Source organism: Longivirga aurantiaca, assembly GCF_042660085.1.
Taxonomy (GTDB): Bacteria; Actinomycetota; Actinomycetes; order S36-B12; family CAIYMF01; genus Longivirga; species Longivirga aurantiaca.
The window spans coordinates 809,127-835,720 of sequence record NZ_JBHSTI010000008.1; the positions used below are offsets into that span (position 1 = coordinate 809,127).

The following is a 26,594-nucleotide window of genomic DNA, read 5'->3' on the forward strand; positions in this document are numbered from 1 at the left end:
CGCCGATGTACGCAGAGTGACGTCCTCGCCCGCGCCTGCAGCCGCTCGGCCGGCACCCCGCCGACCGGTCTGGATGCTGCTGCCGGTGCTCGCCGTGGCCCTTGCCACCGGTGCCGTGCCGGTGGTGCTGGGCGGCGACGGCAGCCCCTCGTGGATGTTCGTCTACGTCGCCCTGATCGCACTCCTCACGGGCGCCTCCCTGGTCGTCGTGGCCGCCCGTGCCGCGGGACGCCTGCGCGCGGCCTGGGGGCTCCTGGCGGGCTCGTGCCTCGTGGCCTCGGTCGCCCTCGGCGAGCTCGCCGTGGTCGATCTGCCCAGCCAGGCCTCGTGGGTACCGCGCCTGCTCGCGGCGCTCCTCGCCGCAGCAGCGCTCGGGACGTTCCCGGGCACCGTGACGGGCCTGCAGCGCTGGGTGCTCCTCGGGCTCGACGGCTGGCTCCTCGGCGGCTCGGTCTTCGTCGCGCTCTGGCTCGCAACCGTCCCCGGGGCCCGGCTGCTCGACTCGCCCGAGAGCCTCGCGCTCGGCTCGATCTGGCTGCTCGGCGACCTCGCCCTCGTGAGCACCGTGCTCGCGCTCACGCTGCGGCTGCCGCGGGGCACCCGGGTCGGCGGAGCCGCCCTCGCCCTCGTGGGCGTCGCGCTCGCGCACGGCGACCTCTACCGCGCCTTCGTCGGGGCCGGCGCGTGGACCCCGATCACGCAGGCGGCGTACGTCGCCTCCTGGACGACCGCGGGCGTGCTCATCGCGGCGACGCCGTGGATCGCGCCGAGCCCGTTCCGGGCCGGGACGATGCGGGTGCCCACCGGACCGGGGCTGCGGCTTCCGTACCTCGTCGCCTGCATCGCCATCGCGGCCACCACGATCGCCTGGGCGCTCGGCCGCCCCTCGGACCCGCTGCTGTCGGCCGTGGTCCTCACGCTCCTCTGGTCGCTCGTCACCAGCCAGGTGCTCCTCGCCATCGAGAACCGCCGGCTCGTCACCCAGGTCAGCCGCCAGGCCGACATGTTCCGCACCAAGGCGACCCAGGACGGCCTGACCGGCCTGCCCAACCGCAGCGAGTTCACCGGCCGCGTCGAGGCCGCCCTGCACAGCCCCACGCGCGGGCAGGTGGCGGTCCTGTTCATCGACCTGGACGGCTTCAAGGACGTCAACGACTCGTTCGGGCACGCCGTCGGCGACGAGCTGCTCATCGAGACCGCCACCCGTCTGGCGGCGGAGATCCGCGAGACCGATGTCGTCGCCCGGTTCGGCGGCGACGAGTTCGTCGCGCTGCTCAGCGACTGCTCCGACGAGACCGCCGTCGAGGTCGCGGAGCGCCTGCGTGCCTCGCTGTCGGCGCCGTACCGCATCGGGCACCGCGAGGTCGTGGTCTCGGCGAGCATCGGCCTCGCCCGCCCGGGGGAGGACGACGACGCCGAGTCGGCGCTGCGCAACGCCGACCTGGCGCTCTACCGCGCCAAGGAGAGCGGCCGCGACCGGGTCTCGGTCTTCGAGCCCGCCATGCACGCGTCGGCCCTGCGTCGACTCGACGCCGCCGCCCGTCTGCGGCACGCCCTCGCCCACGACCGGCTGTCGCTCGCGTACCAGCCGATCGTCGACCTGCGCACCGGCGAGATCTACGCCGTCGAGGCCCTGCTGCGGTTCGACCACGAGGACTTCGCCGACTGGACCGTCACCGAGGTGATCGAGGCGGCCGAGGAGAGCGGGCTCATCGTGCCCGTCGGCGGCTGGGTGCTCGACAGCGCAGTGCAGATGCTCGGGCAGTGGCTGCGCGCCGGCATCCGCGCACGTCTCAACGTGAACGTGTCCGCCCGCCAGCTCGAGTCGGGTGGCGAGCTCGCGCTCCAGGTCGAGAACGCGCTCATCTGCTACGGCGTCCCCGCCGACATGCTCTGCCTCGAGATCACCGAGCACCAGCTCGTCCGCGACCTCGACCACACGACCGTCGAGCTGGAGAAGATCCGCCGTCTCGGTGTGCGCGTGGCGCTGGACGACTTCGGCACCGGCTACTCGTCGCTGTCCTACCTGCCGCGCCTCCCGCTGGACTCCCTGAAGATCGACCGCGCCCTCACCTGCCGTGTCGGCTCGGCCCGCGACACGCTGCCGGCCGTCCTGCGCCTCGGCCGCGACCTGGGCCTCGCCGTCGTCGTCGAGGGCATCGAGCGGCACGACCAGCTCGTCCTGCTCAAGGCGTCGGGGGCCGTGCTCGGCCAGGGGCACCTGCTCAGCCTGCCGCTGGGGGAGCGGGCCGCGACCGATCTGCTGCGCATCGGCTCGATCCGGATCGAGAACCTGGTCGACGTCGTCCCGTCCCGTCCCGGTGACCGGACTCCGCGTCTCGCGATCTGAGACGTTCGTGTCAGCACGTGACACGGTCCGGGCACCCCTGTAGCCTCGTTATCGTGTTCACCAGCAACGTCGTCGTAATCCGCGGGCGCGCAGCCTGACGGTCTTGTCGTCGACTGCGCGCACCCCTCGCCGCCCGTTCGGGCCGGGGGGTTTTTCGTTGCCCGACCCGCCTGACACCACCCGAGAACCACGCACCCCAGCGAGGAAGCCATGACAGACCGGATCACCGGAGCCCAGAGCCTCGTGCGCTCGCTGGAGCGCGCTGGGGTCGACGTCGTCTTCGGTATCCCGGGCGGAGCCATCCTCCCGGCGTACGACCCGCTCATGGACTCGCAGCAGGTACGCCACATCCTCACCCGCCACGAGCAGGGCGCCGGCCATGCGGCCGAGGGCTACGCGCAGGCGACCGGACGCGTCGGTGTCTGCATGGCGACCTCCGGCCCGGGCGCGACCAACCTCGTGACGCCGATCGCCGACGCCTACATGGACTCCGTGCCGATGGTCGCGATCACCGGTCAGGTGCCGAGCGCCGCGATCGGGACCGACGCCTTCCAGGAGGCGGACATCCGTGGCATCACGATGCCCATCACCAAGCACAACTTCCTCGTCACCAACCCGGCGGAGATCCCCGGCGCCATCGCCGCGGCGTTCCACATCGCCGGCACCGGCCGGCCCGGGCCCGTGCTGGTCGATATCGCCAAGGACGCGCTGCAGGCCCAGACCGGCTTCAGCTGGCCCGAGTCGATCGACCTGCCCGGCTACCGCCCGGTGACGCGCCCGCACGCCAAGCAGGTGCGCGAGGCCGCGCGGATGATCGTCGAGTCCAAGCGTCCGGTGCTGTACGTCGGCGGCGGCATCATCAAGTCGCGCGCGCACGCCGAGCTGCTGCGCCTCGCGGAGCTCACGGGCATCCCCGTGACCACCACGCTCATGGCGCGCGGCGCGTTCCCGGACAGCCACCCGCTGCACCTCGGCATGCCCGGCATGCACGGCACCGTGGCCGCGGTCGGCGCGCTGCAGAAGAGCGACCTGCTCATCTGTCTCGGCGCCCGCTTCGACGACCGCGTGACGGGCAAGCTCGAGTCGTTCGCCCCGGACGCCCAGGTCATCCACGCCGACATCGACCCGGCCGAGATCTCCAAGAACCGCACGGCCGACGTGCCGATCGTGGGCGACGCCCGCGAGGTGATCACCGACCTCATCGTGGCCCTCCAGGCCGAGCTCGACGCCGGCCACGCCGGCGACTACGCCGAGTGGTCGCAGCTGCTCGAGCACATGAAGGCGACGTACCCGCTGGGCTACGACCTGCCCGAGGACGGCACGCTGTCGCCGCAGTACGTCATCGAGCGGCTCGGCAGGATCGCCGGTCCCGAGGCGATCTACGCAGCGGGCGTGGGCCAGCACCAGATGTGGGCCGCGCAGTTCATCAACTACGAGATCCCGGGCACGTGGCTCAACTCCGGCGGCGCCGGCACCATGGGCTACTCCGTGCCCGCGGCCATGGGGGCCAAGGTCGGCCGTCCGGACGCCACGGTCTGGTCGATCGACGGCGACGGCTGCTTCCAGATGACCAACCAGGAGCTCGCGACCTGCGCGATCAACGACATCCCGATCAAGGTCGCGGTCATCAACAACTCCTCGCTGGGCATGGTGCGCCAGTGGCAGACGCTCTTCTACGAGTCGCGCTACTCGAACACCGACCTGCACAGCCACCGCATCCCCGACTTCGTGAAGCTCGCGGACGCCTACGGCTGCCACGGACTGCGCTGCGAGAGCCCGGACGACGTCGACGCCACGATCGAGAAGGCGATGGGCATGAACGACGCGCCCGTGGTCGTCGACTTCATCGTGAGCCGCGACGCCATGGTGTGGCCGATGGTCGCCGCCGGCACGAGCAACGACGACATCAAGTACGCGCGCGACCTGGCCCCGCGCTGGGACCGAGAGGACTGAGCGACATGACCCGTCACACCCTGTCCGTGCTCGTCGAGGACCAGCCCGGCGTGCTCGCCCGCATCTCGGCCCTGTTCTCCCGTCGCGGCTTCAACATCGAGAGCCTCGCGGTCGGCCAGACCGAGATCGCCGGGATCTCGCGCATGACGATCGTCGTCGCCGTCGACGACCTCCCGCTCGAGCAGGTCACCAAGCAGCTCAACAAGCTGGTGAACGTGCTCAAGATCGTGGAGCTCGAGGCGGACTCCGCCGTCGCCCGCGAGCTCGTGCTGGTCAAGGTCAAGGCCGACCAGGACATCCGCTCCCAGGTGCTCCAGGTCGCGGAGGTCTTCCGCGCCAAGGTCGTCGACGTGGCGCTCGAGACCGTGACCCTCGAGGTCACCGGCAGCCGCGACAAGACCGAGGCCATGCTCAAGCTGCTCGAGCCGTTCGGCATCAAGGAGCTGTCGCAGTCGGGCATCGTCGCCATCGGCCGCGGTCCGCGGTCGATCTCCGACCGCAGCCTGCGTCCGGCCGAGCGCTCGGCCTGATCAAACCCCCGGCCCGGTCACGGGTCGGACCCCCTGTCAGACTCATCCCCGACTTTCCGAATCCCAGCAAGGAGAAGCCCCCGTGGCCGAGCTGTTCTACGACGACGACGCCGATCTCTCGATCATCGCCGGCCGCAAGGTCGCCGTTCTCGGGTACGGCAGCCAGGGCCACGCCCACAGCCTCAACCTGCGCGACTCGGGCGTCGACGTCCGCGTCGGTCTGCCCGAGGGCAGCAAGAGCCGCGCCAAGGCCGAGGCCGAGGGCCTGCGCGTCCTCACGCCCGCAGAGGCGTCCGCCGAGGCCGACGTGATCATGATCCTCGCGCCCGACCACGTGCAGCGTCACCTGTACAAGGAGTCGGTCGAGCCGCACCTCACCGCCGGCAAGGCGCTGTTCTTCGGCCACGGCTTCAACATCCGCTTCGGCTACATCACGCCCCCGGCCGATGTCGACGTGATCATGGTGGCCCCGAAGGGCCCCGGTCACCTCGTGCGCCGCGAGTACGCCGCCGGTCGCGGCGTCCCCGTTATCGTCGCGGTCGAGCAGGACGCCACCGGCAACGCCTGGGCGCTCGCCCTCTCGTACGCCAAGGGCATCGGCGGCCTGCGCGCCGGCGGCATCAAGACGACCTTCACCGAGGAGACCGAGACCGACCTGTTCGGCGAGCAGGCCGTGCTGTGCGGCGGTGCCTCGCAGCTCGTCATGTACGGCTTCGAGGTGCTGACCGAGGCCGGCTACCAGCCCGAGGTCGCGTACTTCGAGTGCCTGCACGAGCTCAAGCTGATCGTCGACCTCATGTACGAGGGCGGCATCGCCAAGCAGCGCTGGTCGGTGTCCGACACCGCGGAGTACGGCGACTACGTCTCCGGCCCGCGCGTGATCGACCCGCACGTCAAGGACAACATGCGCGCCGTCCTCGCCGACATCACCTCCGGCGCGTTCGCGAAGCGCTTCATCGACGACCAGGACGCCGGCGCACCGGAGTTCAAGGCGCTGCGCGCCAAGGGCGCCGAGCACCCGATCGAGGCGGTCGGCAAGGACCTGCGCGGCATGATGAGCTGGGTCAAGAAGTCAGACGACGACTACGCCGAGGGCAACGCCGCCCGCTAGTCACGAACCCACCCGCCAAGGACAGATCGCGCCCCCAACGGCGCGATCTGTCCTTCGCTCTTCCACCCCTGGGGTCGATCACGGCAGTTCAACTGCACGATCCGACCCGTACTCGCGATCTTGGTCGGTCGTACGGCGGACTCGGGCCTCAGAAGCGCAGGACGCCGTCCACGAACGACGCCGGCCGTACGTCGTCGACCAGAGCCACCGGCACCGCGGCGTAGAGGTGGGGGAACTCGACACCCGGCGCCGTCTCGTCGAAGCGCACGGGCACACCACCGGCCTCGAGCCGGTCGGTGTCCAGCACCAGGACGACGAGGGGCTCGGTGCGCCCGGCGTAGTAGCGCGACGCCGTGCCCTGCACCTGCTCGGGCGTCGAGGCGTGGATGAACCCCTCCTCGTCGATCGTGCGGCCGATCGTGGAGATGCGGTACGCACCGGCGGCGACGGCGTCGTCCCAGTCGGGGAGGAGCGCGATGTGGAGGATCTGCACGCCGTGAACCCTAGGGGACCGGCGCGATCCTGACCCGTGAGACAGCGGTCTCAGGATCCGGACCTCGTGAAGGAGTTCACAAGGGCGCCGTTAGACTTCGTGACGTCTCCTGACGTCGTCTCGAAGGTGCCCCCAGTGAGCAAGCCCGTCGTCCTCATCGCCGAAGAGCTGTCCCCCGCCACTGTCGAGGCCCTCGGCCCCGACTTCGAGATCCGCCACGTCGACGGTGCCGACCGCGCCGCGCTGCTGCCCGCGATCGCCGACGTGGACGCCATCCTCGTGCGCTCCGCCACCAAGGTCGACGCCGAGGCCATCGCGGCCGCCACGAAGCTCAAGGTCGTCGCCCGCGCGGGCGTCGGCCTCGACAACGTCGACGTGAAGGCCGCGACCCAGGCCGGTGTCATGGTCGTGAACGCGCCGACCTCCAACATCGTGAGCGCCGCCGAGCTCGCCGTGGCGCTGCTGCTCGCGACCGCCCGCAACATCGCGCCCGCGAACGCCGCCCTCAAGGCCGGCCAGTGGAAGCGCTCGAAGTACACCGGCGTCGAGCTCACCGACAAGACCGTGGGCGTCGTGGGCCTCGGCCGGATCGGACTGCTCGTGGCGCAGCGGCTCTCCGCCTTCGGCGTGAAGCTCGTGGCGTACGACCCCTACGTGCAGCCCGCCCGCGCCGCGCAGCTCGGCATCCGCATGCTGTCGCTCGACGAGCTCCTCGCCGAGGCCGACTTCATCACCGTGCACCTGCCCAAGACGCCGGAGACCGTCGGCCTCATCGGCGAGGAGGCGCTGCGCAAGGTGAAGCCGAGCGTGCGCATCATCAACGCCGCCCGCGGCGGCATCGTCGACGAGCACGCGCTGTACGTCGCGATCAAGGAGGGCCGTGTCGCGGGCGCAGGGCTCGATGTGTTCACCAGCGAGCCGTGCACCGACTCGCCCCTGTTCGAGTTCGAGCAGGTCGTGGCCACGCCGCACCTCGGCGCCTCCACCGACGAGGCGCAGGAGAAGGCCGGTATCGCTGTCGCGCGCTCGGTGCGCCTCGCACTCGCCGGCGAGCTCGTGCCCGACGCCGTCAACGTCAAGGGCGGCTCGATCGCGGAGGCTGTGCGCCCCGGCATCTCGCTCGCCGAGAACCTCGGCCGCGTCGCGGGCTCGCTCACCGGTGCCGCCCTCGAGGCGATCGAGGTCGAGGTGCTCGGCGAGATCGCCGACCTCGACGTCAAGATCCTCGAGCTGTCCGCGCTCAAGGGCGTGTTCTCGGTCCTCAACGACGCCCCCGTGTCGTACGTCAACGCGCCGGTCATCGCGGGCGAGCGCGGCGTGGCCGTGTCGCTCACGACGTCGGCCGAGTCGCCGGACTGGCGGAACCTCATCCGGGTGAAGCTCACGCTGACCGACGGCGAGACCGTCGCGGTGGCCGGCACCGTCACCGGGCCGCGCAGCCTGCAGAAGATCACCGAGGTCGACGGCTTCGACGTCGACGTGCCGTTCAGCGCGCACCTCGCGTTCCTGCGGTACGCCGACCGCCCGGGCGTCGTCGGCATCGCCGGCAAGGTGCTCGGCGACGCCGGGGTCAACATCGGCGGCATGCAGGTCTCGCGCGACGAGGCGGGCGGCCAGGCGCTGATCGCCCTCACCGTCGACTCGGCGATCCCGGCCGGCGTCCTGGCCGAGATCGCGGCGGCCGTCGGCGCCACGAGCGCCCGCGCCGTCGACATCGAGCTGTAAGAGCCCCTGGCGCACGCCTCCGGGCCCTAGGCTCGCGGGCGTGCGAAGGGGCGGCGCGGCATGGAGCTGATCGACTACCTGCTCCTGCTCGCCATCTGCGCGGTGGCGTACGCCGCGGGCGAAGGACTCGCCCGGGTCCACATCCCGCGCCTCCCCGTCTACCTCGCGGTCGGCGCGATCTCGGGCGCGCTCGTCGCCCGGGCGCAGGACGGAGCGTCGCTCACCTTCCCGCGGGTGTCGACCGTTGCGCTCGCGTTCATCGGCTTCGTCGCGGGCAGCCACCTCGTGTGGAGGGTGATCGCCCCGCGGCTGCGGCCGATCATCGCGCAGGTGCTCGGCCTGTCGATCGCCGTGCCGATCGTCGTCGGCATCACGATCTTCGTCGTCACCTCCGAGCTGCCGATGACCGTACGGCTCGCCGGCGCGATCCTCGCGGGCACGGTGATGCTGGCGCTGTCGCCGCCCGAGGCGATCGCGGTGATCTCCGAGAACCGCTCCGCCGGGCCGTTCACCAAGCTCGTGCTCGGCGCGACCGTGGTCATGGACGTCGTGGTCGTGTCCGCGTTCTCGGTCACCCTGCTCGTCGCCCAGAACCTCGTGGAGGAGGAGGCCGACGGCGCCTCGATCGTGGCGAGCGTCGTCGCTGTGCTCGGCCTCGCACTCCTCGGCGGTGCGCTGGTCGGCTTCCTCCTGCGCACGGTCATCGAGCGCACGCGGTCCGACCTGTGGGTGGGCCTGCTCGTCATCGCCGTCGCGGCGGTGGCGGCCGTGCTGGCACCGCTCATGACCGAGTGGGCGGCCGACGAGCTCGGCCTGCGCATCGAGATCGACTCGCTGCTGATCGCGATGATCGCCGGCGTCATCGTGGCCAACTGGACCACCAAGCCGGAACGGTTCGCGGGGCTCCTCGAGCGGATGGTGCCCTACGTCTACGTGGTGTTCTTCACCCTCACCGGGCTCGGGCTGCACCTCGATGCGCTGGCCGCCGCCGCGGGGGCGGCGGCGCTGCTGTGGGTCGCGCGGCTCGCCGGAATCGCCACCGGCAGCACCGTCGCGATGCGCCTCGTCCGCGAGCCCGAGGTCGTGCGCCGGGTCGCGTGGCGCGCATACATGCCGCAGGCGGGCATCGCGCTGGCCCTTGCGGCGACCATCGCGTCGGACTTCGGCGCGGGCGGCGAGGAGCTCGCGACGATCATCATCGCCACCGTCGTGCTCAACGAGGCGACCGGGCCGTTCTTCCTGCGCTCGGCCCTGCGCGCGACGGGCGAGACCGTCGTCGAGACGGAGCAGCTCGACTGACGCCGCTGATCAGTGCCAGAAGCCCGCGTGCGGCGCAGCGGCGTCGTCCTCGCGGTGCGGGCCGTCGACCCGCATCGGCGAGGTCGTGGCCGCGGCGAGCTGGGCGGCGGTGATCGTGAACCCGTACGCCGTGCCGCCGGGAGCGGTCGAGATGCGGTTCAGCGTCGAGGCGGCGAGCCCGAACACGATGTGCCGCGCACCGGCCCAGAACATCGCGCCGACGCAGAGCGGGCAGGGCTCGCACGACGCGTAGACGACACCGTGCGCCAGCTCGTCGAGCCGGCCCTCGCGCTCGAGCAGGCGCACGAGCTCGGTCTCGGCGTGCGCGGTCAGGTCGCGCGCGCTGTTCACGCGGTTCAGCGCCTCGGCCACGACCACGCCGTCCACGGCCAGCAGCGCGCCGAACGGGTGGTCGCCGTGGGTGCGCGCCTGCGCCGAGAGCCCGATCACGCACGTCATGAGGTCGTCGTCGTACGCAGCCATGCCGCCGACCGTACGTCACTGCGCTGAGGGCGAACGAGGGTGCCGCGCGGGGCGGTCGCGGGGGAGGGTCGCGGCATGAGGCTGCTGGTGCTGGGCGGGACGCAGTTCGTGGGGCACGCGGTCGTGGCCGACGCCGTGGCGCGCGGCTGGGACGTGACGGTCGCCAACCGCGGCCTGTCCGGCTCGCCGCACGAGGGCGCGACCACCGTGACGCTCGACCGCACCGAGCCGGGAGCGTTCGACGTGCTCGCGGGCCAGGAGTTCGACCTCGTGGCCGACACGTGGTCGGGCGCGCCGTCCGTGGTGCGCGACAGCGCCCGGGCGCTCGGCGACCAGGTGGGCCGCTGGGTCTACGTGTCGAGCCGCTCGGTCTACGCCTGGCCGCCGCCCCCGAACGGCGACGAGTCCGCCCCGGTCGTCGACGGCGACCCGGACGCCGACTCGACCGAGTACCCGCGCGACAAGCGCGGAGCCGAGCTCGCGCTCGAGCGCGAGCTGGGCGCCGACCGCGTCGCGCACCTGCGCGCCGGTCTCATCCTCGGGCCACGTGACAACGTTGGACGGCTTCCGTGGTGGTTGCGACGTATCGCGCGCGGCGGCCGCACGCTCGCCCCCGACCGCCCCGGGCTCCCGATCCAGTACGTCGACCCGCGTGACCTGGCGACGCTCGGCCTCGACGCGGGCGAGCAGGGTCGGAGCGGCCCGGTCGACGTCGTGTGCCCGCACGGCACGGTGACCCTCGGCGAGCTGCTCACGACGTGCGTCGAGGTCACCGGGAGCGACGCGGCGCTCGACTGGGTCGATCCGGCGTTCCTGCTCGGCTCCGACGTCGCCCCCTGGACCGAGCTGCCGGTCTGGCTCCCCGAGAGCGAGGAGGCGTACGCGCTGCACACCGGTGAGGTCGCCCGCGCGCTGTCGTGGGGCATGCGCAACAGGCCGGTGCGCGAGACCGTCGCCGACTGCTGGGCGTGGGTGCAGCAGGTGGACGCCGACGGCACCGCGCCGCCGCCGCGCGATGACATCGGCATGGACCCGGCCAAGGAGGAAGCAGTCCTCGCCGCCTGGGATGCCCGCTAACTCTCGCCTCACACACCGAATTGCCAGAAACCGCACGGGATTTCTGGCACTTGCGTAGGTAAGGCGGGTCTAGAGGGCGTAGTCGAGGTCGAGGTGGGCGCCCGCCTCGGTGTGCTCGATCGTGCCGCTGCCGGTGAGGCCCACGAGGTCGCGCGTGCCCGAGCCGACCACGACCGACAGGTCGAGCGACGGCACGCCGTCGACGATCGCACCCGCGTGCTGCAGCACGAACGCGCCGGCCCGCCCGTCGAGCGTGCCCTCGACCCGCTCGAGCGCGACGTACGCCAACGGACCCGATTCGGCTGCAGTCGACACGAAGTGCACCACGCTCGTGCCCTCGATCGCCCCGCCGGCGAAGACCTTGTCGAAGGTCGTGCGCCCCACCGCGGGGAGCTCGGTCACCTCGGCGTCCTCGGCGGGGCGGGCGGTGATGATGAACGGCGCTCGGATGCTCGGCATGCCCGCACGTTAGCCCCCGGGTCCGACGACGGGAGACGGACGCGACGAGGCCCGGCTCCCTCGCGGGGGAGCCGGGCCTCCGACGTGGTTCGGTCTATGCGGTCGCAGCCTCGTCGCGCTCGGCGCGGTTGACCGCGGACACGATCGCCTTGAGCGACGACGTCACGATCGACGGGTCGATGCCCACGCCCCAGAGCACTCGGCTGCCGACGGCGCACTCGAGGTACGACGCGGCCACGGCGTCGCCGCCGGACGACATCGCGTGCTCGTTGTAGTCGAGCACACGGACGTCGACGCCGTAGCCCGCCATCGCGTCGCAGAACGCGGCGATCGGGCCGTTGCCGGTGCCCTCGAGCTCGACCTCGGTGCCGTTGTCGACGATCGTCACGCGCAGGTGCGTGGCGCCGTCGACGTCGGAGTCCTGCTTGACCGAGCGCAGCGTGAACCGGCCCCACGGCGCGGCCGGGTTGGGCAGGTACTCGTCCTGGAAGAAGTCCCACATCGCGGCGGCGGTGACCTCGCCGCCCTCGGAGTCGGTGACCTTCTGCACGACGTGGCTGAACTCGATCTGCAGGCGGCGCGGCAGCTCGAGCTTGTGCTCGGTCTTCATGATGTACGCGACGCCGCCCTTGCCGGACTGCGAGTTCACGCGGATGACGGCCTCGTACGTGCGGCCGACGTCCTTCGGGTCGATCGGCAGGTAGGGGACCTCCCAGCGGAAGTCGTCGATGCCGACGCCCGCCTCGTCGGCGTCGCGCTGCATCGCCGCGAGGCCCTTGTTGATCGCGTCCTGGTGCGAGCCCGAGAACGCCGTGAAGACGAGGTCGCCGCCGTACGGGTGGCGCTCGTTGACCGGCAGCTGGTTGCAGTACTCGACGGTCCGGCGGATCTCGTCGATGTTGCGGAAGTCGATCTGCGGGTCGATGCCCTGGCTGAACAGGTTCATGCCGAGGGTGACGAGGCAGACGTTGCCGGTGCGCTCCCCGTTGCCGAACAGGCACCCCTCGATGCGGTCCGCACCGGCCATGAAGCCGAGCTCGGCGGCGGCGACGCCGGTGCCGCGGTCGTTGTGCGGGTGCAGCGACAGCACCAGCGAGTCGCGGCGCGCGAGGTTGCGGTGCATCCACTCGATCGAGTCGGCGTAGACGTTGGGCGTGGCCATCTCGACGGTCGCCGGCAGGTTGACGATCGCCTTGCGGTCAGGCGTCGGCTCCCACACGTCGAACACGGCGTCGCAGACCTCGACGGCGAACTCGAGCTCGGTGCCGGTGTACGACTCGGGGGAGTACTCGTAGAAGACCTCGGTGCCCTTGAGGTTCTCGGCGTACTTCAGGCAGAGGCGCGCCCCGTGGGTCGCGATGTCCTTGATCCCGTCGCGGTCCAGGCCGAACACGACGCGGCGCTGCAGCGTCGAGGTGGAGTTGTAGAGGTGCACGATCGCCTGCGGCGCGCCGGCGATGGCCTCGTACGTGCGCTCGATCAGGGGCTCGCGCGCCTGGGTCAGCACCTGGATGACGACGTCGTCCGGGATGTGGTCGCCCTCGATGAGCAGGCGGACGAAGTCGAAGTCGGTCTGGCTGGCCGACGGGAAGCCGACCTCGATCTCCTTGTAGCCCATGTCGACGAGGAGCTTGAACATCCGCATCTTGCGCGCGGGCGTCATGGGGTCGATCAGCGCCTGGTTGCCGTCACGGAGGTCGACCGCGGCCCAGCGGGGGGCCTGGGTGATGACCTTCGAGGGCCAGGTGCGGTCGGCCAGGTCGACGGGGGTGAAGGGGCTGTAGCGGCGCCAGGCCATCGGCGACGGCTTCTGGGCGTTGCGCTCGTCGTACGGGAAGGGGGCGGTCACGGGGTCCTCGCTGGATGTGTGGGGTGAGGTGGGTCAGGTACGACCGGCACGCCAGCACCCCGCAGCGAGGAGGCCGGTCCTAGGCCTCGCTGCGGCCGCTAAGGAGAAGCGCCACGTATGACATCTCGGTCAGAGTAGCAGCGACCTGAGCCGAACCGCGGTCGGGGGGCGCGTCGTGTCTCAACCCTTGGGACGCCGATACCGGATGCTGGGACGCGGTCCTACCCTTTCGGCCATGTCGAAGACCCTGAAGCTCGCAGTCATCCCCGGTGACGGGATCGGTACCGAGGTCGTGGCCGAGGGCCTGAAGGTGCTCGACGTCGCGGCCGGCCGGCACGGGCTGGCCTTTGACCGGGTCGAGTACGACCTCGGTGCGCGCCGCTACAACGCGACCGGGGAGACGCTGCCCGAGTCGGTCCTGGCCGAGCTCCGCGGCGTCGACGGCATCCTGCTCGGCGCGGTCGGCGACCCGAGCGTGCCCCCGGGCGTGCTCGAGCGGGGCCTGCTGCTGAAGCTGCGCTTCGAGCTCGACCACTACCTCAACCTCCGCCCCGTGAAGCTGTTCCCGGGCGTGGCGACCCCGCTGGCGGGCAAGGGCCCCGAGGACATCGACTTCGTCGTGTGCCGCGAGGGCACCGAGGGCCCCTACGCCGGTGCGGGCGGCTGGCTGCGCCAGGGCACGCCGCAGGAGATCGCGACCGAGGAGAGCGTCAACACCGCGTTCGGCGTCGAGCGCATAGTGCGCGACGCCTTCGAGCGGGCCACCAAGCGCGCGAACAAGGTGACGCTGGTGCACAAGACCAACGTGCTCGTGCACGCGGGCGGGCTGTGGCAGCGCACGTTCGATCGGGTGGCCGCCGAGTACCCCGCCGTCACGACCGACTACTGCCACGTCGACGCGGCGAGCATGTTCTTCCTCACCCAGCCCGAGCGGTTCGACGTCGTCGTCACCGACAACCTGTTCGGCGACATCCTCACCGACATCGGCGCGGCGATCGCGGGCGGCATCGGCCTGGCCGCGAGCGGCAACGTCAACCCGGCCCGCACGAGCCCCAGCATGTTCGAGCCGGTGCACGGCTCGGCGCCGGACATCGCCGGCCAGGGCAAGGCGGACCCCACCGCGACCGTGCTCTCCGTCGCGATGCTGCTCGACCACCTCGGCGAGGACAAGGCCGCAGCCGAGGTGGAGGCGGCCGTGTCTGCCGATCTCGCCGCGCGCGGCTCGGCCGTGCGCAGCACGTCGCAGATCGGCGACGCGCTCGCTGCCCGAGTAGCCGGCTAGCCGCACCCGCCGGCCCCGCTGGGGGCACGGTGCCCGGAGCGGCAGACGCCAGCCCATTCGTCGCTCCCGCAGATGATCTCGGGGGCTCCTGAGAGGTACCGTCACGCCATGTCGACTTCGACGATCGTCCGTACGCCGTCCGCCGCGCCCCGCTCCGCCGAGGAGATCGCGGCCATCCTCGAGAACCCGGGCTTCGGCCGGGTCTTCACCGACAACATGGTGACGATCCGCTGGACCGAGGCCGAGGGCTGGCACGACGCGCAGCTCGTCCCGTACGCGCCGATCCCCATGGACCCGGCCACCAACTTCATCCACTACGGCCAGTCGATCTTCGAGGGGCTCAAGGCCTACCGCCAGCCCGACGGGTCGATCGCGACCTTCCGCCCCGAGGCGAACGCCGCCCGCTTCGCGCGGAGCGCCGCGCGGCTCGCGATGCCCGCCCTGCCCGAGGAGCTCTTCCTCGAGTCGCTGCGCGTGCTGGTGGAGCAGGACTCGACGTACGTGCCGGACGACCAGGAGAAGTCCCTCTACCTCCGGCCGTTCATGTTCTCGACGGAGGTCGGGCTGGGCGTCCGCCCGGCCAACGAGTACCTCTACGTGCTCATCGCATCGCCCGCCGGCGCCTACTTCCCGCGCGGCGTGAAGCCGGTGTCGGTGTGGCTCTCGACCGAGTACGTGCGGGCCGCGCCCGGCGGCACGGGCGAGGCCAAGTGCGCCGGCAACTACGCCGCATCGCTCATCGCCCAGGCGCAGGCCGCGGCACAGGGCTGCGACCAGGTCGTGTGGCTCGACGCCCACGAGCACCGCTGGGTCGAGGAGATGGGCGGCATGAACCTGTACTTCGTGTACGGGTCCGGCGACGACGCCCGCATCGTCACCCCCGAGCTCACCGGCTCGCTGCTCCCGGGCGTCACCCGCGACTCGTTGCTGTCGGTCGCCAAGGACCTCGGCTACGGCTCGGGGGAGGGACGGATCTCGATCGACGACTGGCGCGAGGGCAACGCGTCCGGCGAGCTCACCGAGGTGTTCGCCTGCGGCACGGCAGCGGTCATCACGCCCGTCGGCTCGGTCAAGAGCGCCGACCACTCGTGGACGGTCGGCGACGGCGGCAGCGGCGCGGTGACGATGCGCCTGCGCCAGGCGCTGCTCGACATCCAGACCGGCGTCACGCCCGACGTCCACGGCTGGCTGCACACCCTCGTGCCCGCCCAGGCCTGACCGGGGCGATGCATCGATGAACGAGGTCGCGAGCTTCTACGGCGGCTCTGGTGGACTCGTGTCGGCGATCGGTTCCGCGCTGGACCGAGCCGGGGTGGACCGGTCGGCCCTGCGGGCCTCCGACCTCGCTCCGATCGACGAGTTCCACATCCGCGGTCGTTCGGCATCCCTCGAGATCATCGAGGCGCTCGGCCTCACGGCCGGCTCCCAGGTCCTCGACCTCGGCAGCGGGCTCGGCGGGCCCGCCCGCACGATCGCCGAGCAGACCGGATGCACGGTGACCGGAATCGACCTGACACCGGAGTTCTGCGCGGCGGCGACGGCGCTCTCGGAGTGGACGGGCCTGGCCGGGCTCACCAGCTTCCGGGTGGGCGACGCGACCGTCACCGGTCTGGCCGACGCATCGGTCGACGCGGTGCTCACCGTGCACGTGGCGATGAACATCTCCGACAAGCCTGCGCTCTACGCCGAAGCCCTCCGGTTGCTGCGTCCCGGCGGCAGGTTCGTGGTGTACGACGTCCTGCAGGGGGAGGGGGGCGACGTCCGCTACCCGGTGCCGTGGGCGAACGACCCGTCGACGAGCTTCCTCGCCACTCCGGCCGAGATGCGTGGCTTTCTCCGAGGAGCGGGCTTCGAGGTGGTCGCCGAGGTCGACTCGTCCGAGGAGAGCCTCGCCTGGTTCCAGGCGGTGCGCGCCCGCATCGAGCGCGACGGGCCGCCACCCGTCACCTTCTCGGCGTTCCTCGGTGACGCCTTCGCCGAGATGGCCGCCAACCAGGTCGCCAACCTCGCCGAGCGGCGCATCCGCACCGTGATGCTCACCTGCCGGCGCCCGTCCTGATCGCACGCGCCGCACCAGCTGCGAACCGCGCCGGACCTCAGGGGGTCGGGGTCGGAGGCGCAGCGGCCACGCTGGGCGGCGGTGTGCTGGCGGGCGGCGGGGCCGAGGTCTTCGGCGGCGCGGACGTCGTGGCCGGCGGCGGCGTGGACGCCGGGGCGCTCGAGCTCACCGGCTCCGACGGGCTCGGCGTACCGGAACCGGTGGGCGGTGCCGGATCGATGCTGGCCGTCGGCGTGGTAGACCCGACCGGTGTCGCGGTCGGCCCGGTGCCCGAGCCGTTGCCCGTGTCGGACCCTCCGCCGGCGATCGGGCCGTAGAACACCGACAGGGGCAGGTACTGCTTGCTGGCCCGCGGCGCGTTGGGGTCGAGCGGCGAGCAGGCCTCGGAGGCCGCGGCGAACGCGTTGGCCCGGCCGATCGAGCCCTCCCGGTTGGGGTGGATGCCGTCGCCGCCCATCCAGGCCGGGTGCGTGGCGACGAGCTCGGTCCACTGGAGCACCCGCACGTTGTCGCGTCCCGCGGCCGCCCGGTCGATCGCGGCGTTGAGCTCCGACGCCGGTGAGTACTGGCTGTCCGGGCGTACGACGTCCACCCACACCACGCAGCGATCGGGGCCGAGGATGTCGAGGATCGCGGTGGCGTCGGCCTCGAGGACGTCGCCGCTCGGGTCGTTGGTGCCCGAGCTCACGACCACCATGCTCGGGATGGAGCCCATGCCGCGCAGGGCGGCGAGGGTGCCGGCCGTCGTCCGGCCGACCTCGGCCTCGTACGACACGTAGCGGTCGGGCACGAGGTCGGCGAGGTACGGGTAGACCGTGAGGCCGAGGGAGTCCCCGAGCACGAGGGTGTCCTCGCCCGCGGGCAGCATCGGCTCGGTCTGGGTGATGCCCGGGGCCGCGGCGGGGTCGACCGCCGACGCCGACAGCGTGCCGGTCGCGCTCGGCGTGGCGTTCGGGCTGCTGCCGGGGCCGGCCGTGGGCGAGCCGCCCCCGCGCGTGAGCGCCCAGGCCGACACCCCGCCGACGACCAGCAGGACAGCGGCGAGCACGCCGGCCGTCCGCTTCCACGACCGCGGTGCCTGCTCGGGCACGACCGTGGCCGCGTGCTTGGGAGCCGGGTGCTCGACCGCGCCGTGCGGGGCCGCGTGGGCGTGCTCGAGGGTGCGCTCGTGGTGGTGACGCGCGGTCTCGGCGGCGGCGGCAGCCTCGGCTGCCAGCTCGGGCGTCAGGGCCGGCTGGGGCGCCGTGGCGGCGTCCTCGGTGGGGCCCCCGACCGGTTCGGCCGGCCCCCCGTGCGTCGTCCCGTCCACCCCATGAGGGTACGCGAGGTTCCCGGCGTCCCCGTCTCCGGCGACCCGGCCTCCCGCTGCCGAGGTGACGTATGGCACTCTGGACCCATGACCGCCCGGGTGATCATTACCTAGCGCGTCGCCGACACCCGTCGCCGACGCGCAGCCTCTCGCACCCTGCGAGGGGCTTTTTCGTTGCCCGGCACCCTTCCCGACCGAGCTGTTTGAGGAACCCCGATGACCACCGACGCCTTCCACGTCTACGACACAACGCTGCGCGACGGAGCCCAGCGCGAGGGCATCTCTTACTCCGTGCAGGACAAGCTGGCCGTGGCGCGGCTGCTCGACGACCTCGGGGTGCAGTTCATCGAGGGCGGCTGGCCCGGCGCCATGCCCAAGGACACCGAGTTCTTCGCCCGCGCCCGCACCGAGCTCGACCTGAAGTCGGCCCTGCTCGTGGCCTTCGGGGCCACCCGCAAGGCCGGCGTGAAGGTCGAGGACGACGCGCAGGTGGCGGCGCTGCTCGACTCCGAGGCGCCGGTGATCACGATCGTGGCGAAGTCCGACGTGCGGCACGTGGCCGAGGCCCTGCGCACGACGAACGAGGAGAACGTCGCGATGGTGCGCGACACCGTCGCCTACCTCGTCAGCAAGGGCCGTCGGGTGTTCGTCGACTACGAGCACTTCTTCGACGGCTACCGCAACGACCCCGACTACGGCGTCGCCCTGATCACGGCGGCGACCGAGGCGGGCGCGTCCGTGAACGTTCTGTGCGACACCAACGGCGGATGCCTGCCCAGCCGCATCACCGCTGTCGTCACGGACGTCCTCGCCCGCACCGGTGCGCGCCTCGGCATCCACTGCCAGGACGACACCGCGTGCGCCGTCGCCAACAGCATCGCCGCCGTCGAGGCGGGCGCGACCCACGTCCAGTGCACCGCCAACGGGTACGGCGAGCGCACGGGCAACGCCGACCTCTTCGCCGTGATCGGCAACCTCGAGATGAAGCTCGACATGCGCGTGCTGCCCGAGGGCAGGCTGCCGGAGATGGTCCGCGTGTCGCACGCCATCGCCGAGATCGCCAACCTCCCCGCGAACACGCACCAGGCGTACGTCGGCGTCTCGGCCTTCGCGCACAAGGCGGGCCTGCACGCGAGCGCGCTCAAGGTGAACTCGGACCTCTACAACCACATGGACCCGGCCCTGGTCGGCAACGACATGCGCGTGCTCGTCACCGAGATGGCCGGTCGTGCCTCGGTCGAGCTCAAGGGCCGCGAGCTGGGCATCGACCTCTCGGACGACCCGGACGTGCTCACCCGGGTGGTCGAGCGGGTCAAGGACCTCGAGGCGGGCGGCTGGACCTTCGAGGCGGCCGACGCCTCGTTCGAGCTCCTCCTGCGCGACGAGATGACGGGCGGCCGACGTCGCCACTTCACGGTGGAGTCGTGGCGCACCATCGTCGAGCAGCGGGCCGACGGCACGGTCGCGAGCGAGGCGACCGTGAAGGTGCACGCGAACGGCGAGCGCATCGTGGCGACCGGTGAGGGCAACGGCCCCGTCAACGCCCTCGACAACGCGCTGCGCACGGCGCTCACCTCCGCGTTCCCCGAGCTCGCCGCCCTCGAGCTCGTCGACTACAAGGTGCGCATCCTCGACGGCAGCGCCGGCACGGACGCCGTCACCCGCGTGCTGGTCGGCACCACCGACGGGGCCCACGACTGGACCACCGTCGGGGTGCACGAGAACGTCATCGCGGCCTCCTGGCTGGCCCTCGAGGACGCCGTCGCGTACGGCCTGCTCAAGGCCGGGCGCGAGACGGGTGAGCAGGCCTAGCTCCGGGAGCAACTAGGCTCCGACCGTGCGTATCGCGAGGTGTGGCGGGCCCGAGGGTGTCATCGGCTTCGGCGTGGTCGAGGGCGTGGACGAGGCCGGCGCGGTCACCGCGGAGTCGACGTTCACGCCGATCCTCGGCCACCCGTTCGGCCAGATCGAGGTCGCGGGGCCGCCCGTGCCGCTCGAGGGGCTGCGGCTGCTCGCGCCCACGTTGCCCAGCAAGGTGATCGCGGTCGGGCGCAACTACGCCGACCACGCGCGCGAGCTCGGCAACGAGGTGCCCGACGAGCCGATCATCTTCCTCAAGCCGTCGACGTCGGTGATCGGGCCGGGCGAGGCGATCGTGCTGCCCGAGCAGTCCGAGCAGGTCGAGCACGAGGCCGAGCTGGCCGTGGTGATCGGACGCCTCTGCAAGGAGGTGCCGCTGCACCGCGTGCCCGAGGTGATCCTCGGCTACACGGTCGCCAACGACGTCACCGCGCGCGATCTGCAGCGCGCCGACGGACAGTGGACCCGCGGCAAGGGCTTCGACACCTTCTGCCCGATCGGGCCGTGGATCGAGACCGACCTCGACCCGGACGACCTCACCCTCACGTGCACGGTCGGGGACGAGCTGCGCCAGGCGACCAGCACGTCGCACATGGAGCGCCGTGCGCACGAGCTCGTCGCGTGGATCAGCAACGTCATGACCCTCATCCCCGGCGACGTGATCCTCACCGGGACGCCTGCCGGCGTCGGTCCGCTGCGCGACGGCGACTCCGTCAGCGTCACCATCAGCTCCATCGGCACTCTCACGAACCGGGTGGTCTCCTCGTGACTGCGATCCCGTCCCTGCCCGCCACGGGCTCCTCCCCGATCCGGGTGCGCTTCTGCCCGTCGCCCACGGGCAACCCGCACGTCGGCATGGTGCGCACCGCGCTGTTCAACTGGGCCTACGCCCGCCACACCGGCGGCACGTTCGTCTTCCGCATCGAGGACACCGACTCGGCCCGCGACAGCGAGCAGTCGTACGAGGACCTGCTCGGCGCCCTGCGCTGGCTGGGCATGGACTGGGACGAGGGCCCGGTCGTCGGCGGCCCGCACGCGCCCTACCGCCAGAGCCAGCGGATGGACATCTACGCCGACGTCGCGGCGAAGCTGGTCGAGGCCGGTCTCGCGTACGAGTCGTTCTCGACCCCGGACGAGGTCGAGGAGCGTCGCAGGGCCGCGGGGCAGGACCCGAAGCTCGGCTACGACAACAAGGACCGCGACCTCACCGACGAGCAGAAGGCGGCGTTCCGCGCAGAGGGCCGTCTCCCCGTGCTGCGCATGCGCATGCCCGACCAGGACTGGACGTGGGACGACCTCGTCCGCGGCGACGTCACGTTCGGCCGCGAGCACGTGCCCGACTTCGTCATCGTGCGGGGCAACGGCGAGCCGCTCTACACGCTCGTGAACCCGGTCGACGACGCCCTCATGGGCATCACGCACGTGCTGCGCGGCGAGGACCTGCTCTCCAGCACCCCGCGCCAGCTCGCGATGTACGCCGCCCTCGCCCAGATCGGCGTCGGCGACGGCAGCACTCCGCGGTTCGGCCACCTGCCGTACGTCATGGGGGAGGGCAACAAGAAGCTCTCCAAGCGCGACCCGCAGAGCTCGCTCAACCTCTACCGCGAGGAGGGCTACCTCCCCGAGGGTCTGCTCAACTACCTCGCGCTGCTCGGCTGGTCGGCCGGCGACGACCTCGAGTTCTTCTCGCCGACCCAGCTGGCCGAGCTGTTCGACCTCGGCCGCGTGCAGCCCAACCCGGCGCGCTTCGACCCCAAGAAGTGCCTCGCCATCAACGGCGACTGGATCCGGCACATCTCCGCCGACGATCTCGCCTCTCGGCTCGTCCCGTACCTCGTCGCCGTGGGGGCGCTCGACGGCGACCCGACGCCCGAGCAGAAGGCCGTCATCGACGCCGCGGTGCCGCTGGTCCAGGAGCGCATGGAGACCCTGCGCTCGGGTGCCGAGCAGCTGCGGTTCCTGCTGGTGGACGAGGCCGACTTCGTCGTCGACGCGGAGGACCGCGAACGGGTGCTCACCGAGGACGCACGACCGACCGTGCAGGCGGCGTACGACGCGCTCGCGGGCCTCGCCGGCTTCGATCACGCCTCGGTCGAGGCCGCGCTGCGCGAGGCGCTGGTGGAGGGTCTCGGCCTGAAGCCGAAGCTCGCCTTCGGACCCGTTCGGGTCGCGGTGACCGGGCGCCGCATCTCGCCGCCGCTGTTCGAGTCGATCGAGCTGCTCGGCCGTGACCGCACGCTCGCGCGTCTCCAGGCGGCGCTCGCCTGATCCGTTGCGGGCCAGGCGGTCCGGTGCTCGACCTCTCGGGCCGATCTCCGGCCACCACGGCCGGTTTGGGAACGGGTGCGCGCACGGGCTACTATTTCCGACGTCGACGGCCCGCACGGGTCGACGGCATTGGGGTATGGGGTAATTGGCAGCCCAACTGATTCTGGTTCAGTTAGTCTAGGTTCGAGTCCTGGTACCCCAGCTGGTCGAGATCGATCGCACGGTGGCTCACGTCACGCGGCATGAATTTGCCGCTCCGACAAGCCCTCGGGTACCGTCTCTGACTCGCTGGCAGATCGCTCCCAGAGCGGTCGAACAGCACCCACGGCCCCGTTGTGTAGCGGCCTAGCACGCCGCCCTCTCAAGGCGGTAGCGCGGGTTCGAATCCCGTCGGGGCTACGTGGAGAAAGGCCCAGGTCCACGACCTGGGCCTTTCGCATGTCCGGGGCCGGGGCGGTCGATCGGCGGGAAGCGCAGCGCGAGCGGGCGCGCCCGGTGAGCGTGGCGCGACCGCGGTCAGGGACTCGGGCCGTGCCCGACGAGTGCCCGCAGCGCCGCACACGACGGGAGACACCATGAAGGTCCTGCTGCTCGGCGTCGGCACTGTCGGCGAGGCCATCGCCCGGCTCAGCGCCGGACGACCCTGGCTCGAGACGATGGTGCTGGCCGACCACGACGTCGAGCGCGCGCAGGCGCTGGCGGACTCCATCGGTGACCCGATGAGCCACCCGGTGGCGCAGATCGACGGGTCGGACGCCGACGCGGTGGCCGCCCTGGCTCGTGAGCACGGCGTCGTCCTGGTGATGAATGCCCTCGACCCGCGCTTCGTCATGCCCGTGTTCCGCGGTGCACTCGAGGCCGACGTCGACTACCTGGACATGGCCCTCAGGCCTGCTGGAGCGGGGGCGTGGCTCACCAGATCTGGATGCGCTCCTGGCGGGGCCGCATGACGGGTGCGTCGTCGGGGAGCCCGAAGGCCTGCTGGAACGCGTCGCTGTTGGACAGCGGGCCGTGTACGCGGGCCTTGCGCGGGCTGTGCGGGTCGATCTGGGCGAGCGTGCGCGCGAGCTCCTCGCTCGTGTTGCCGCGCCACACGGCCGCGTTGGCGAGGAAGAACCGCTGCGCGGGGGTGAGCCCGTCGATGTCGGGGGAGCCGGCGCTCACGCGGGCGTGCGCGCGCTGGGCGAGCGCGATGCCGCCGAGGTCGGCGATGTTCTCGCCGAGGGTGAGGCGGCCGTTCACGTGCACCTCGCCGACCGCGACGTACTCGTCGAACTGGGCCACGAGCCGCTCGGCCAGGCCGGTGAAGTGGGCCTGGTCCTCCTCGGTCCACCAGTCGCGGAACGCGCCGTCGGCGTCGAATCGGCGTCCCTGGTCGTCGAACCCGTGCGTGACCTCGTGCGCGATCACGGTGCCGATTCCGCCGTAGTTCACGGCGTCGTCCGCTGCGGCGTCGAAGAACGGCTCCTGCAGGATCCCCGCCGGGAAGACGATCTCGTTGCGCACCGGGTGGTAGTAGGCGTTGACGATGTGCGGGGGCATGTCCCACTCGGCGGTGTCGACGGCCTCGTCCAGCTTGCGCAGCTGGCGGGCGAGGTCGAAGCGGGATGCCGCGAGGCGGTTGGCTGCGTAGGACTGGCGACCGATCTCGAGGCCGTCCCACGAGCGCCACTCGTCGGGGTATCCGATCTTCACGCCGAACGAGTCGAGCTTGGTCAGCGCCTTGGCGCGCGTCTGCTCGCTCATCCAGTCGCGGGTCTCGAGCGAGTGCCGCATCTCGGCGAGGATCTCGCCGACCATCGCCTCGGCACGCTCCTTGGCCGCCTCGGAGAACGTGGCGTGCACGAAGAGCTGGGACAGTGCCTCGCCCATGTCGGAGCCGATCGCGGCCACCACGCGCTTCCAGCGGTCCTTGGGCTCCTGCTTGCCCTCCACCCGCTTCCCGTAGAACTCGAACGCCTCGTCCTCGAACGCCGCGGGCAGCGCGCTCGCGGTCGCCTTGATCACCTGGAAGACGGCGTACGCACGGAGCACCTCGACGTCGGTGGCGTCCACGATCGGGCGCAGCGCCTCGAGGTAGGCGGGCTCGGACACGTTGACGACCTGCGTGGAGCCGGCACCGATCGCGGCGACGTACGCGGGCAGGCCCAGCGCGGGCGAGAGCGCCGCGAGGTCGTCGAGGCTGCGCTTGTTGAGGGTGCGCCCGCGGTCACGCCGCTCCTCGGCCTTGAGCTGCGGCTCGGCGAGGCGCGTCTCGAGCTCCAGCACGCGCGGAGCGAGGGCGGCTGCGGCACCGGGCTCGGTCCCGGCGTTGACCAGCTGTGCTGCGACGTGGTCGACGTACGCCGCCCGCAGGGCCGCCGCGGCCTCGCTCTCAGTGACGTACGAGTCGCGGTCGGGGAGGCCGAGCCCGCTCGGCACGACCCACAGCAGGTAACGGCTGGAGTCCTCGTGGTCGACTGTGGCGCCCGCGGCGTAGAGCAGCGGCAGACCCTCGCGCAGGAACGGGGCGTGGAGGTCGAGGAAGGACTGCGGGGAGTCGATGGCCGCGACCGCGTCGAGCAGGTGCTGGATCGGTGCGAGGCCGGCGGCCTCGATGGCCTCGGTGTCCATGCCGGAGGCGTAGAAGTCGCCGAGCCGGCGCTCGAGGTCGTCGTGGGGGTCGGTGCCCGCGCGCTCGAGCTCGCTGCGCAGGACGAGCTCGTTCCGGGTCAGCACCTCCTCGAAGGAGCCCCACGCGCCGAAGCCCGCCGGGATCGGGTGCGCATCCATCCAGCCGCCGTTGGCGAACCGGTAGAAGTCCGCGCCCGGGTCGACCGACGGGTCGCGGTCCTCGGCGTGCAGCGTCATCTCGGCCCCTCCGGCTGTATGGCTCTCGGGGGGAACCTACCTGCGGGGATCAGGACTCCGCGGGCCGGTCGCCGTCGGGTTCTGCGAGGGTCTCGCGCTCGGCCTCGGGCTCGGCCGCCTGGACCTCGGCCATCAGGCCGTCCGGCGGCGGCAGCATCAGGCCGCCCCGGTCGGTGCGCCACTCCTGGGCGCGCAGGCCGACGATCATCGCGACGAAGACGACGAGGTAGACCTGACCGACGACGGCGAGCGTGGTGGCGGCCAGGCGTCCTGCCTCGGTGACGGCCGAGAGGTCGCCGTACCCGACCGTCGTGACGGTGACGAGTGCGAAGTACATGAACGACGTCGACGGCTGCGGCTCTCCGAAGAAGGGGGTCGTGGACCAGTCGTCGATCGCCACGAAGACGTGGAAGAACGCGAGCGGGATGAGGAGGTACGCCGAGATCGCCCCGAGCAGCGTGGCCGAGCTGACCCGCGCGTGCCGCAGGAGCCGGCGCACGACCACGAACGGGATGGCGACCGAGAGGAGGGCGACGACGCCGGTCGGGTTGTAGCGGTTGTCCACGACCGTGTCGTCGGTGAACAGGGCGATGGCGGTGATGACCGTGATCCCGCTGAGCCCGATCAGGACGAGCACGTCGATGAAGCGCTGGCGTCGTGCCGCGAGACCGCTGGCGCGCAGCGCGATGAGCAGCGTGGCGGCCACCGTGACCGATGCGGCCCAGGAGCCGATCTCGGCGACAGCCGACTCGCCCTCGGGGTCGGTGATGTCGAAGAGCGAGAGGCCGACGATGCTCGCGGCGGTAACGCCGAGCAGCAGCCCGAACCGGTCGACGTACGGGCCGTCGTCGGTGAACGCCTGGGGCCGGAGGATCCCGCGGCGCGCCCTGCCGCTGGCCGCCACCATCACGAGCCGCCGTTGCGTCGCAGGGCCTCCGTCAGCCGCGCCGCAGCCGTGACCACGGCCTGGGCGTGCAGCCGGCCAGGTGCGCGGCCGAGCCGCTCGACCGGGCCGCTGACCGACACGGCGGCGACGACGCGGCCGGCGGGCCCTCGCACCGGCGCGGACACCGACGCCACGCCGAGCTCGCGCTCGCTGACGCTCTGGGACCAGCCGCGGCGGCGCACACCGGCCAGCGCCGTAGCGGTGAACTTCGCGCCCATGAGGCCTCGGTGCATGCGCTCGGGCTCCTCCCAGGCGAGCAGCACCTGGGCGGCGGATCCGGCGTGCATCGAGAGCACGGCCCCGATCGGCACCGTGTCGCGCAGCCCGGTGAGGCGCTCGGCCGCGGCGACGCAGATGCGCTGCTCGCCCTGGCGCCGATAGAGCTGGCACGACTCGCTCGTGGCATCGCGCAGCGCCGTCAGCACCGGGCCGGCGGCGGCGAGGAGGCGGTCCTCGCCCGCGGCCGTCGCGAGCTCGCCGAGGCGGGGGCCGAGGATGAACCGGCCCTGCAGGTCGCGGGCGACCAGGCGGTGGTGCTCGAGGGCGGTGGCGAGGCGGTGGGCGGTGGGCCGGGCGAGGCCCGTCGCCTGCACGAGCCCGGCCAGCGTGAGCGGCCCGGCCTCGAGGGCACCGAGCACGGTCGCGGCTTTGTCGAGGACGCCGACTCCGCTAGTGTTGTCCATGTGCTGAT

22 protein-coding genes, 2 tRNA genes and 1 pseudogene are annotated in these 26,594 nt (G+C 71.9%); 17 read left to right on the top strand and 8 right to left on the bottom strand.

What is annotated here, in order from left to right:
- Positions 1–73: 73 nt before the first annotated feature.
- From ACFQGU_RS07755 to ilvC, 4 genes and pseudogenes are all read left to right on the top strand, one after another.
- A complete protein-coding gene (locus ACFQGU_RS07755; protein WP_386765375.1) occupies positions 74–2,350 on the top strand; it encodes a putative bifunctional diguanylate cyclase/phosphodiesterase in 2,277 nt (758 codons plus the stop codon).
- A gap of 198 nt (positions 2,351–2,548) precedes the next feature.
- Positions 2,549–4,303, top strand: a pseudogene (locus ACFQGU_RS07760) (acetolactate synthase large subunit); the annotation flags it as partial.
- Between the two features lie 5 nt (positions 4,304–4,308).
- The gene (ilvN, locus tag ACFQGU_RS07765) at positions 4,309–4,833 is read left to right on the top strand and encodes an acetolactate synthase small subunit (RefSeq protein ID WP_386765377.1); all 525 of its coding nucleotides are present in this window, start codon (positions 4,309–4,311) and stop codon (positions 4,831–4,833) included.
- Between the two features lie 82 nt (positions 4,834–4,915).
- On the top strand, positions 4,916–5,944 hold the full coding sequence (gene ilvC, locus ACFQGU_RS07770; protein ID WP_386765379.1) for a ketol-acid reductoisomerase: 1,029 nt from the start codon (positions 4,916–4,918) through the stop codon (positions 5,942–5,944).
- A gap of 148 nt (positions 5,945–6,092) precedes the next feature.
- Here ilvC and ACFQGU_RS07775 read toward each other — a convergent pair whose 3' ends face one another.
- Positions 6,093–6,437 (bottom strand): DUF952 domain-containing protein, encoded by a 345-nt coding sequence (locus ACFQGU_RS07775; RefSeq protein ID WP_386765381.1) that lies wholly within the window; start codon positions 6,435–6,437, stop codon positions 6,093–6,095.
- A 135-nt stretch (positions 6,438–6,572) separates the two neighbouring features.
- Here ACFQGU_RS07775 and serA point away from each other — a divergent pair, with 135 nt between their 5' ends.
- On the top strand, positions 6,573–8,162 hold the full coding sequence (serA, locus tag ACFQGU_RS07780; RefSeq protein WP_386765383.1) for a phosphoglycerate dehydrogenase: 1,590 nt from the start codon (positions 6,573–6,575) through the stop codon (positions 8,160–8,162).
- Positions 8,163–8,222: 60 nt separating this feature from the next.
- Entirely contained in the window at positions 8,223–9,461 is a 1,239-nt protein-coding gene (locus ACFQGU_RS07785; protein ID WP_386765385.1) for a cation:proton antiporter domain-containing protein, read from the top strand.
- 9 nt (positions 9,462–9,470) lie between these two features.
- Here the strand turns inward: ACFQGU_RS07785 and ACFQGU_RS07790 are convergent, their stop codons facing one another.
- Positions 9,471–9,944: a nucleoside deaminase gene (locus tag ACFQGU_RS07790; protein WP_386765387.1), complete on the bottom strand. Its 474-nt coding sequence runs from the start codon at positions 9,942–9,944 to the stop codon at positions 9,471–9,473.
- Between the two features lie 75 nt (positions 9,945–10,019).
- On the opposite strand from ACFQGU_RS07790, the gene ACFQGU_RS07795 reads away from it, so the two are divergent.
- The gene (locus tag ACFQGU_RS07795; RefSeq protein WP_386765389.1) at positions 10,020–11,021 is read left to right on the top strand and encodes a reductase; all 1,002 of its coding nucleotides are present in this window, start codon (positions 10,020–10,022) and stop codon (positions 11,019–11,021) included.
- A gap of 69 nt (positions 11,022–11,090) precedes the next feature.
- On the opposite strand, the gene ACFQGU_RS07800 is transcribed toward ACFQGU_RS07795, so the two are convergent.
- Together ACFQGU_RS07800 and leuA are read right to left on the bottom strand one after the other, a co-directional pair.
- Complete coding sequence (locus ACFQGU_RS07800) at positions 11,091–11,480, bottom strand: DUF3224 domain-containing protein (protein ID WP_386765391.1); 390 nt, start codon at positions 11,478–11,480, stop codon at positions 11,091–11,093.
- A gap of 94 nt (positions 11,481–11,574) precedes the next feature.
- Positions 11,575–13,278 carry a 2-isopropylmalate synthase gene (leuA, locus tag ACFQGU_RS07805; RefSeq protein ID WP_386768195.1) on the bottom strand — a complete coding sequence of 568 codons (1,704 nt, stop codon included), beginning with the start codon at positions 13,276–13,278 and terminating at the stop codon, positions 11,575–11,577.
- A gap of 286 nt (positions 13,279–13,564) precedes the next feature.
- On the opposite strand from leuA, the gene ACFQGU_RS07810 reads away from it, so the two are divergent.
- The 3 genes from ACFQGU_RS07810 (at position 13,565) to ACFQGU_RS07820 (ending at position 16,670) form a co-directional block, all read left to right on the top strand.
- On the top strand, positions 13,565–14,611 hold the full coding sequence (locus ACFQGU_RS07810) for a 3-isopropylmalate dehydrogenase (RefSeq protein WP_386765393.1): 1,047 nt from the start codon (positions 13,565–13,567) through the stop codon (positions 14,609–14,611).
- Between the two features lie 108 nt (positions 14,612–14,719).
- Complete coding sequence (locus ACFQGU_RS07815; protein ID WP_386765395.1) at positions 14,720–15,829, top strand: branched-chain amino acid aminotransferase; 1,110 nt, start codon at positions 14,720–14,722, stop codon at positions 15,827–15,829.
- Between the two features lie 16 nt (positions 15,830–15,845).
- A complete protein-coding gene (locus ACFQGU_RS07820) occupies positions 15,846–16,670 on the top strand; it encodes a class I SAM-dependent methyltransferase (RefSeq protein ID WP_386765397.1) in 825 nt (274 codons plus the stop codon).
- A 37-nt stretch (positions 16,671–16,707) separates the two neighbouring features.
- Here ACFQGU_RS07820 and ACFQGU_RS07825 read toward each other — a convergent pair whose 3' ends face one another.
- A complete protein-coding gene (locus tag ACFQGU_RS07825; protein WP_386765398.1) occupies positions 16,708–17,979 on the bottom strand; it encodes a hypothetical protein in 1,272 nt (423 codons plus the stop codon).
- Between the two features lie 216 nt (positions 17,980–18,195).
- Here ACFQGU_RS07825 and cimA point away from each other — a divergent pair, with 216 nt between their 5' ends.
- From cimA to ACFQGU_RS07860, 7 genes are all read left to right on the top strand, one after another.
- The gene (gene cimA, locus ACFQGU_RS07830) at positions 18,196–19,791 is read left to right on the top strand and encodes a citramalate synthase (RefSeq protein WP_386765400.1); all 1,596 of its coding nucleotides are present in this window, start codon (positions 18,196–18,198) and stop codon (positions 19,789–19,791) included.
- Positions 19,792–19,816: 25 nt separating this feature from the next.
- Positions 19,817–20,608, top strand: a complete 792-nt coding sequence (locus tag ACFQGU_RS07835) for a fumarylacetoacetate hydrolase family protein (RefSeq protein WP_386765402.1) — start codon at positions 19,817–19,819, stop codon at positions 20,606–20,608.
- A complete protein-coding gene (gene gltX / locus ACFQGU_RS07840) occupies positions 20,605–22,107 on the top strand; it encodes a glutamate--tRNA ligase (protein ID WP_386765404.1) in 1,503 nt (500 codons plus the stop codon). The genes ACFQGU_RS07835 and gltX overlap by 4 nt, the downstream gene beginning before the upstream one ends.
- Before the next feature lie 23 nt (positions 22,108–22,130).
- Entirely contained in the window at positions 22,131–22,268 is a 138-nt protein-coding gene (locus ACFQGU_RS07845) for a PEP-CTERM sorting domain-containing protein (protein ID WP_386765406.1), read from the top strand.
- A tRNA-Gln gene (locus tag ACFQGU_RS07850) sits at positions 22,238–22,309 on the top strand. The genes ACFQGU_RS07845 and ACFQGU_RS07850 overlap by 31 nt, the downstream gene beginning before the upstream one ends.
- A gap of 124 nt (positions 22,310–22,433) precedes the next feature.
- A tRNA-Glu gene (locus tag ACFQGU_RS07855) sits at positions 22,434–22,506 on the top strand.
- 176 nt (positions 22,507–22,682) lie between these two features.
- Positions 22,683–23,057, top strand: coding sequence for a saccharopine dehydrogenase NADP-binding domain-containing protein (locus ACFQGU_RS07860; protein WP_386765408.1), 375 nt, complete (start codon positions 22,683–22,685; stop codon positions 23,055–23,057).
- Here the strand turns inward: ACFQGU_RS07860 and ACFQGU_RS07865 are convergent.
- Genes ACFQGU_RS07865 through ACFQGU_RS07875 form a run of 3 tightly spaced genes read right to left on the bottom strand, consistent with a single transcriptional unit; the run spans position 23,020 to position 26,586 of the window.
- Positions 23,020–24,957 carry a M13 family metallopeptidase gene (locus ACFQGU_RS07865; protein WP_386765410.1) on the bottom strand — a complete coding sequence of 646 codons (1,938 nt, stop codon included), beginning with the start codon at positions 24,955–24,957 and terminating at the stop codon, positions 23,020–23,022. The two genes, ACFQGU_RS07860 and ACFQGU_RS07865, sit on opposite strands and share 38 nt — an antisense overlap.
- 49 nt (positions 24,958–25,006) lie before the next feature.
- Positions 25,007–25,864 carry a potassium channel family protein gene (locus ACFQGU_RS07870; RefSeq protein WP_386765412.1) on the bottom strand — a complete coding sequence of 286 codons (858 nt, stop codon included), beginning with the start codon at positions 25,862–25,864 and terminating at the stop codon, positions 25,007–25,009.
- Positions 25,864–26,586, bottom strand: a complete 723-nt coding sequence (locus ACFQGU_RS07875) for an IclR family transcriptional regulator (protein WP_386765414.1) — start codon at positions 26,584–26,586, stop codon at positions 25,864–25,866. The genes ACFQGU_RS07870 and ACFQGU_RS07875 overlap by 1 nt, the downstream gene beginning before the upstream one ends.
- Positions 26,587–26,594: the final 8 nt, after the last annotated feature.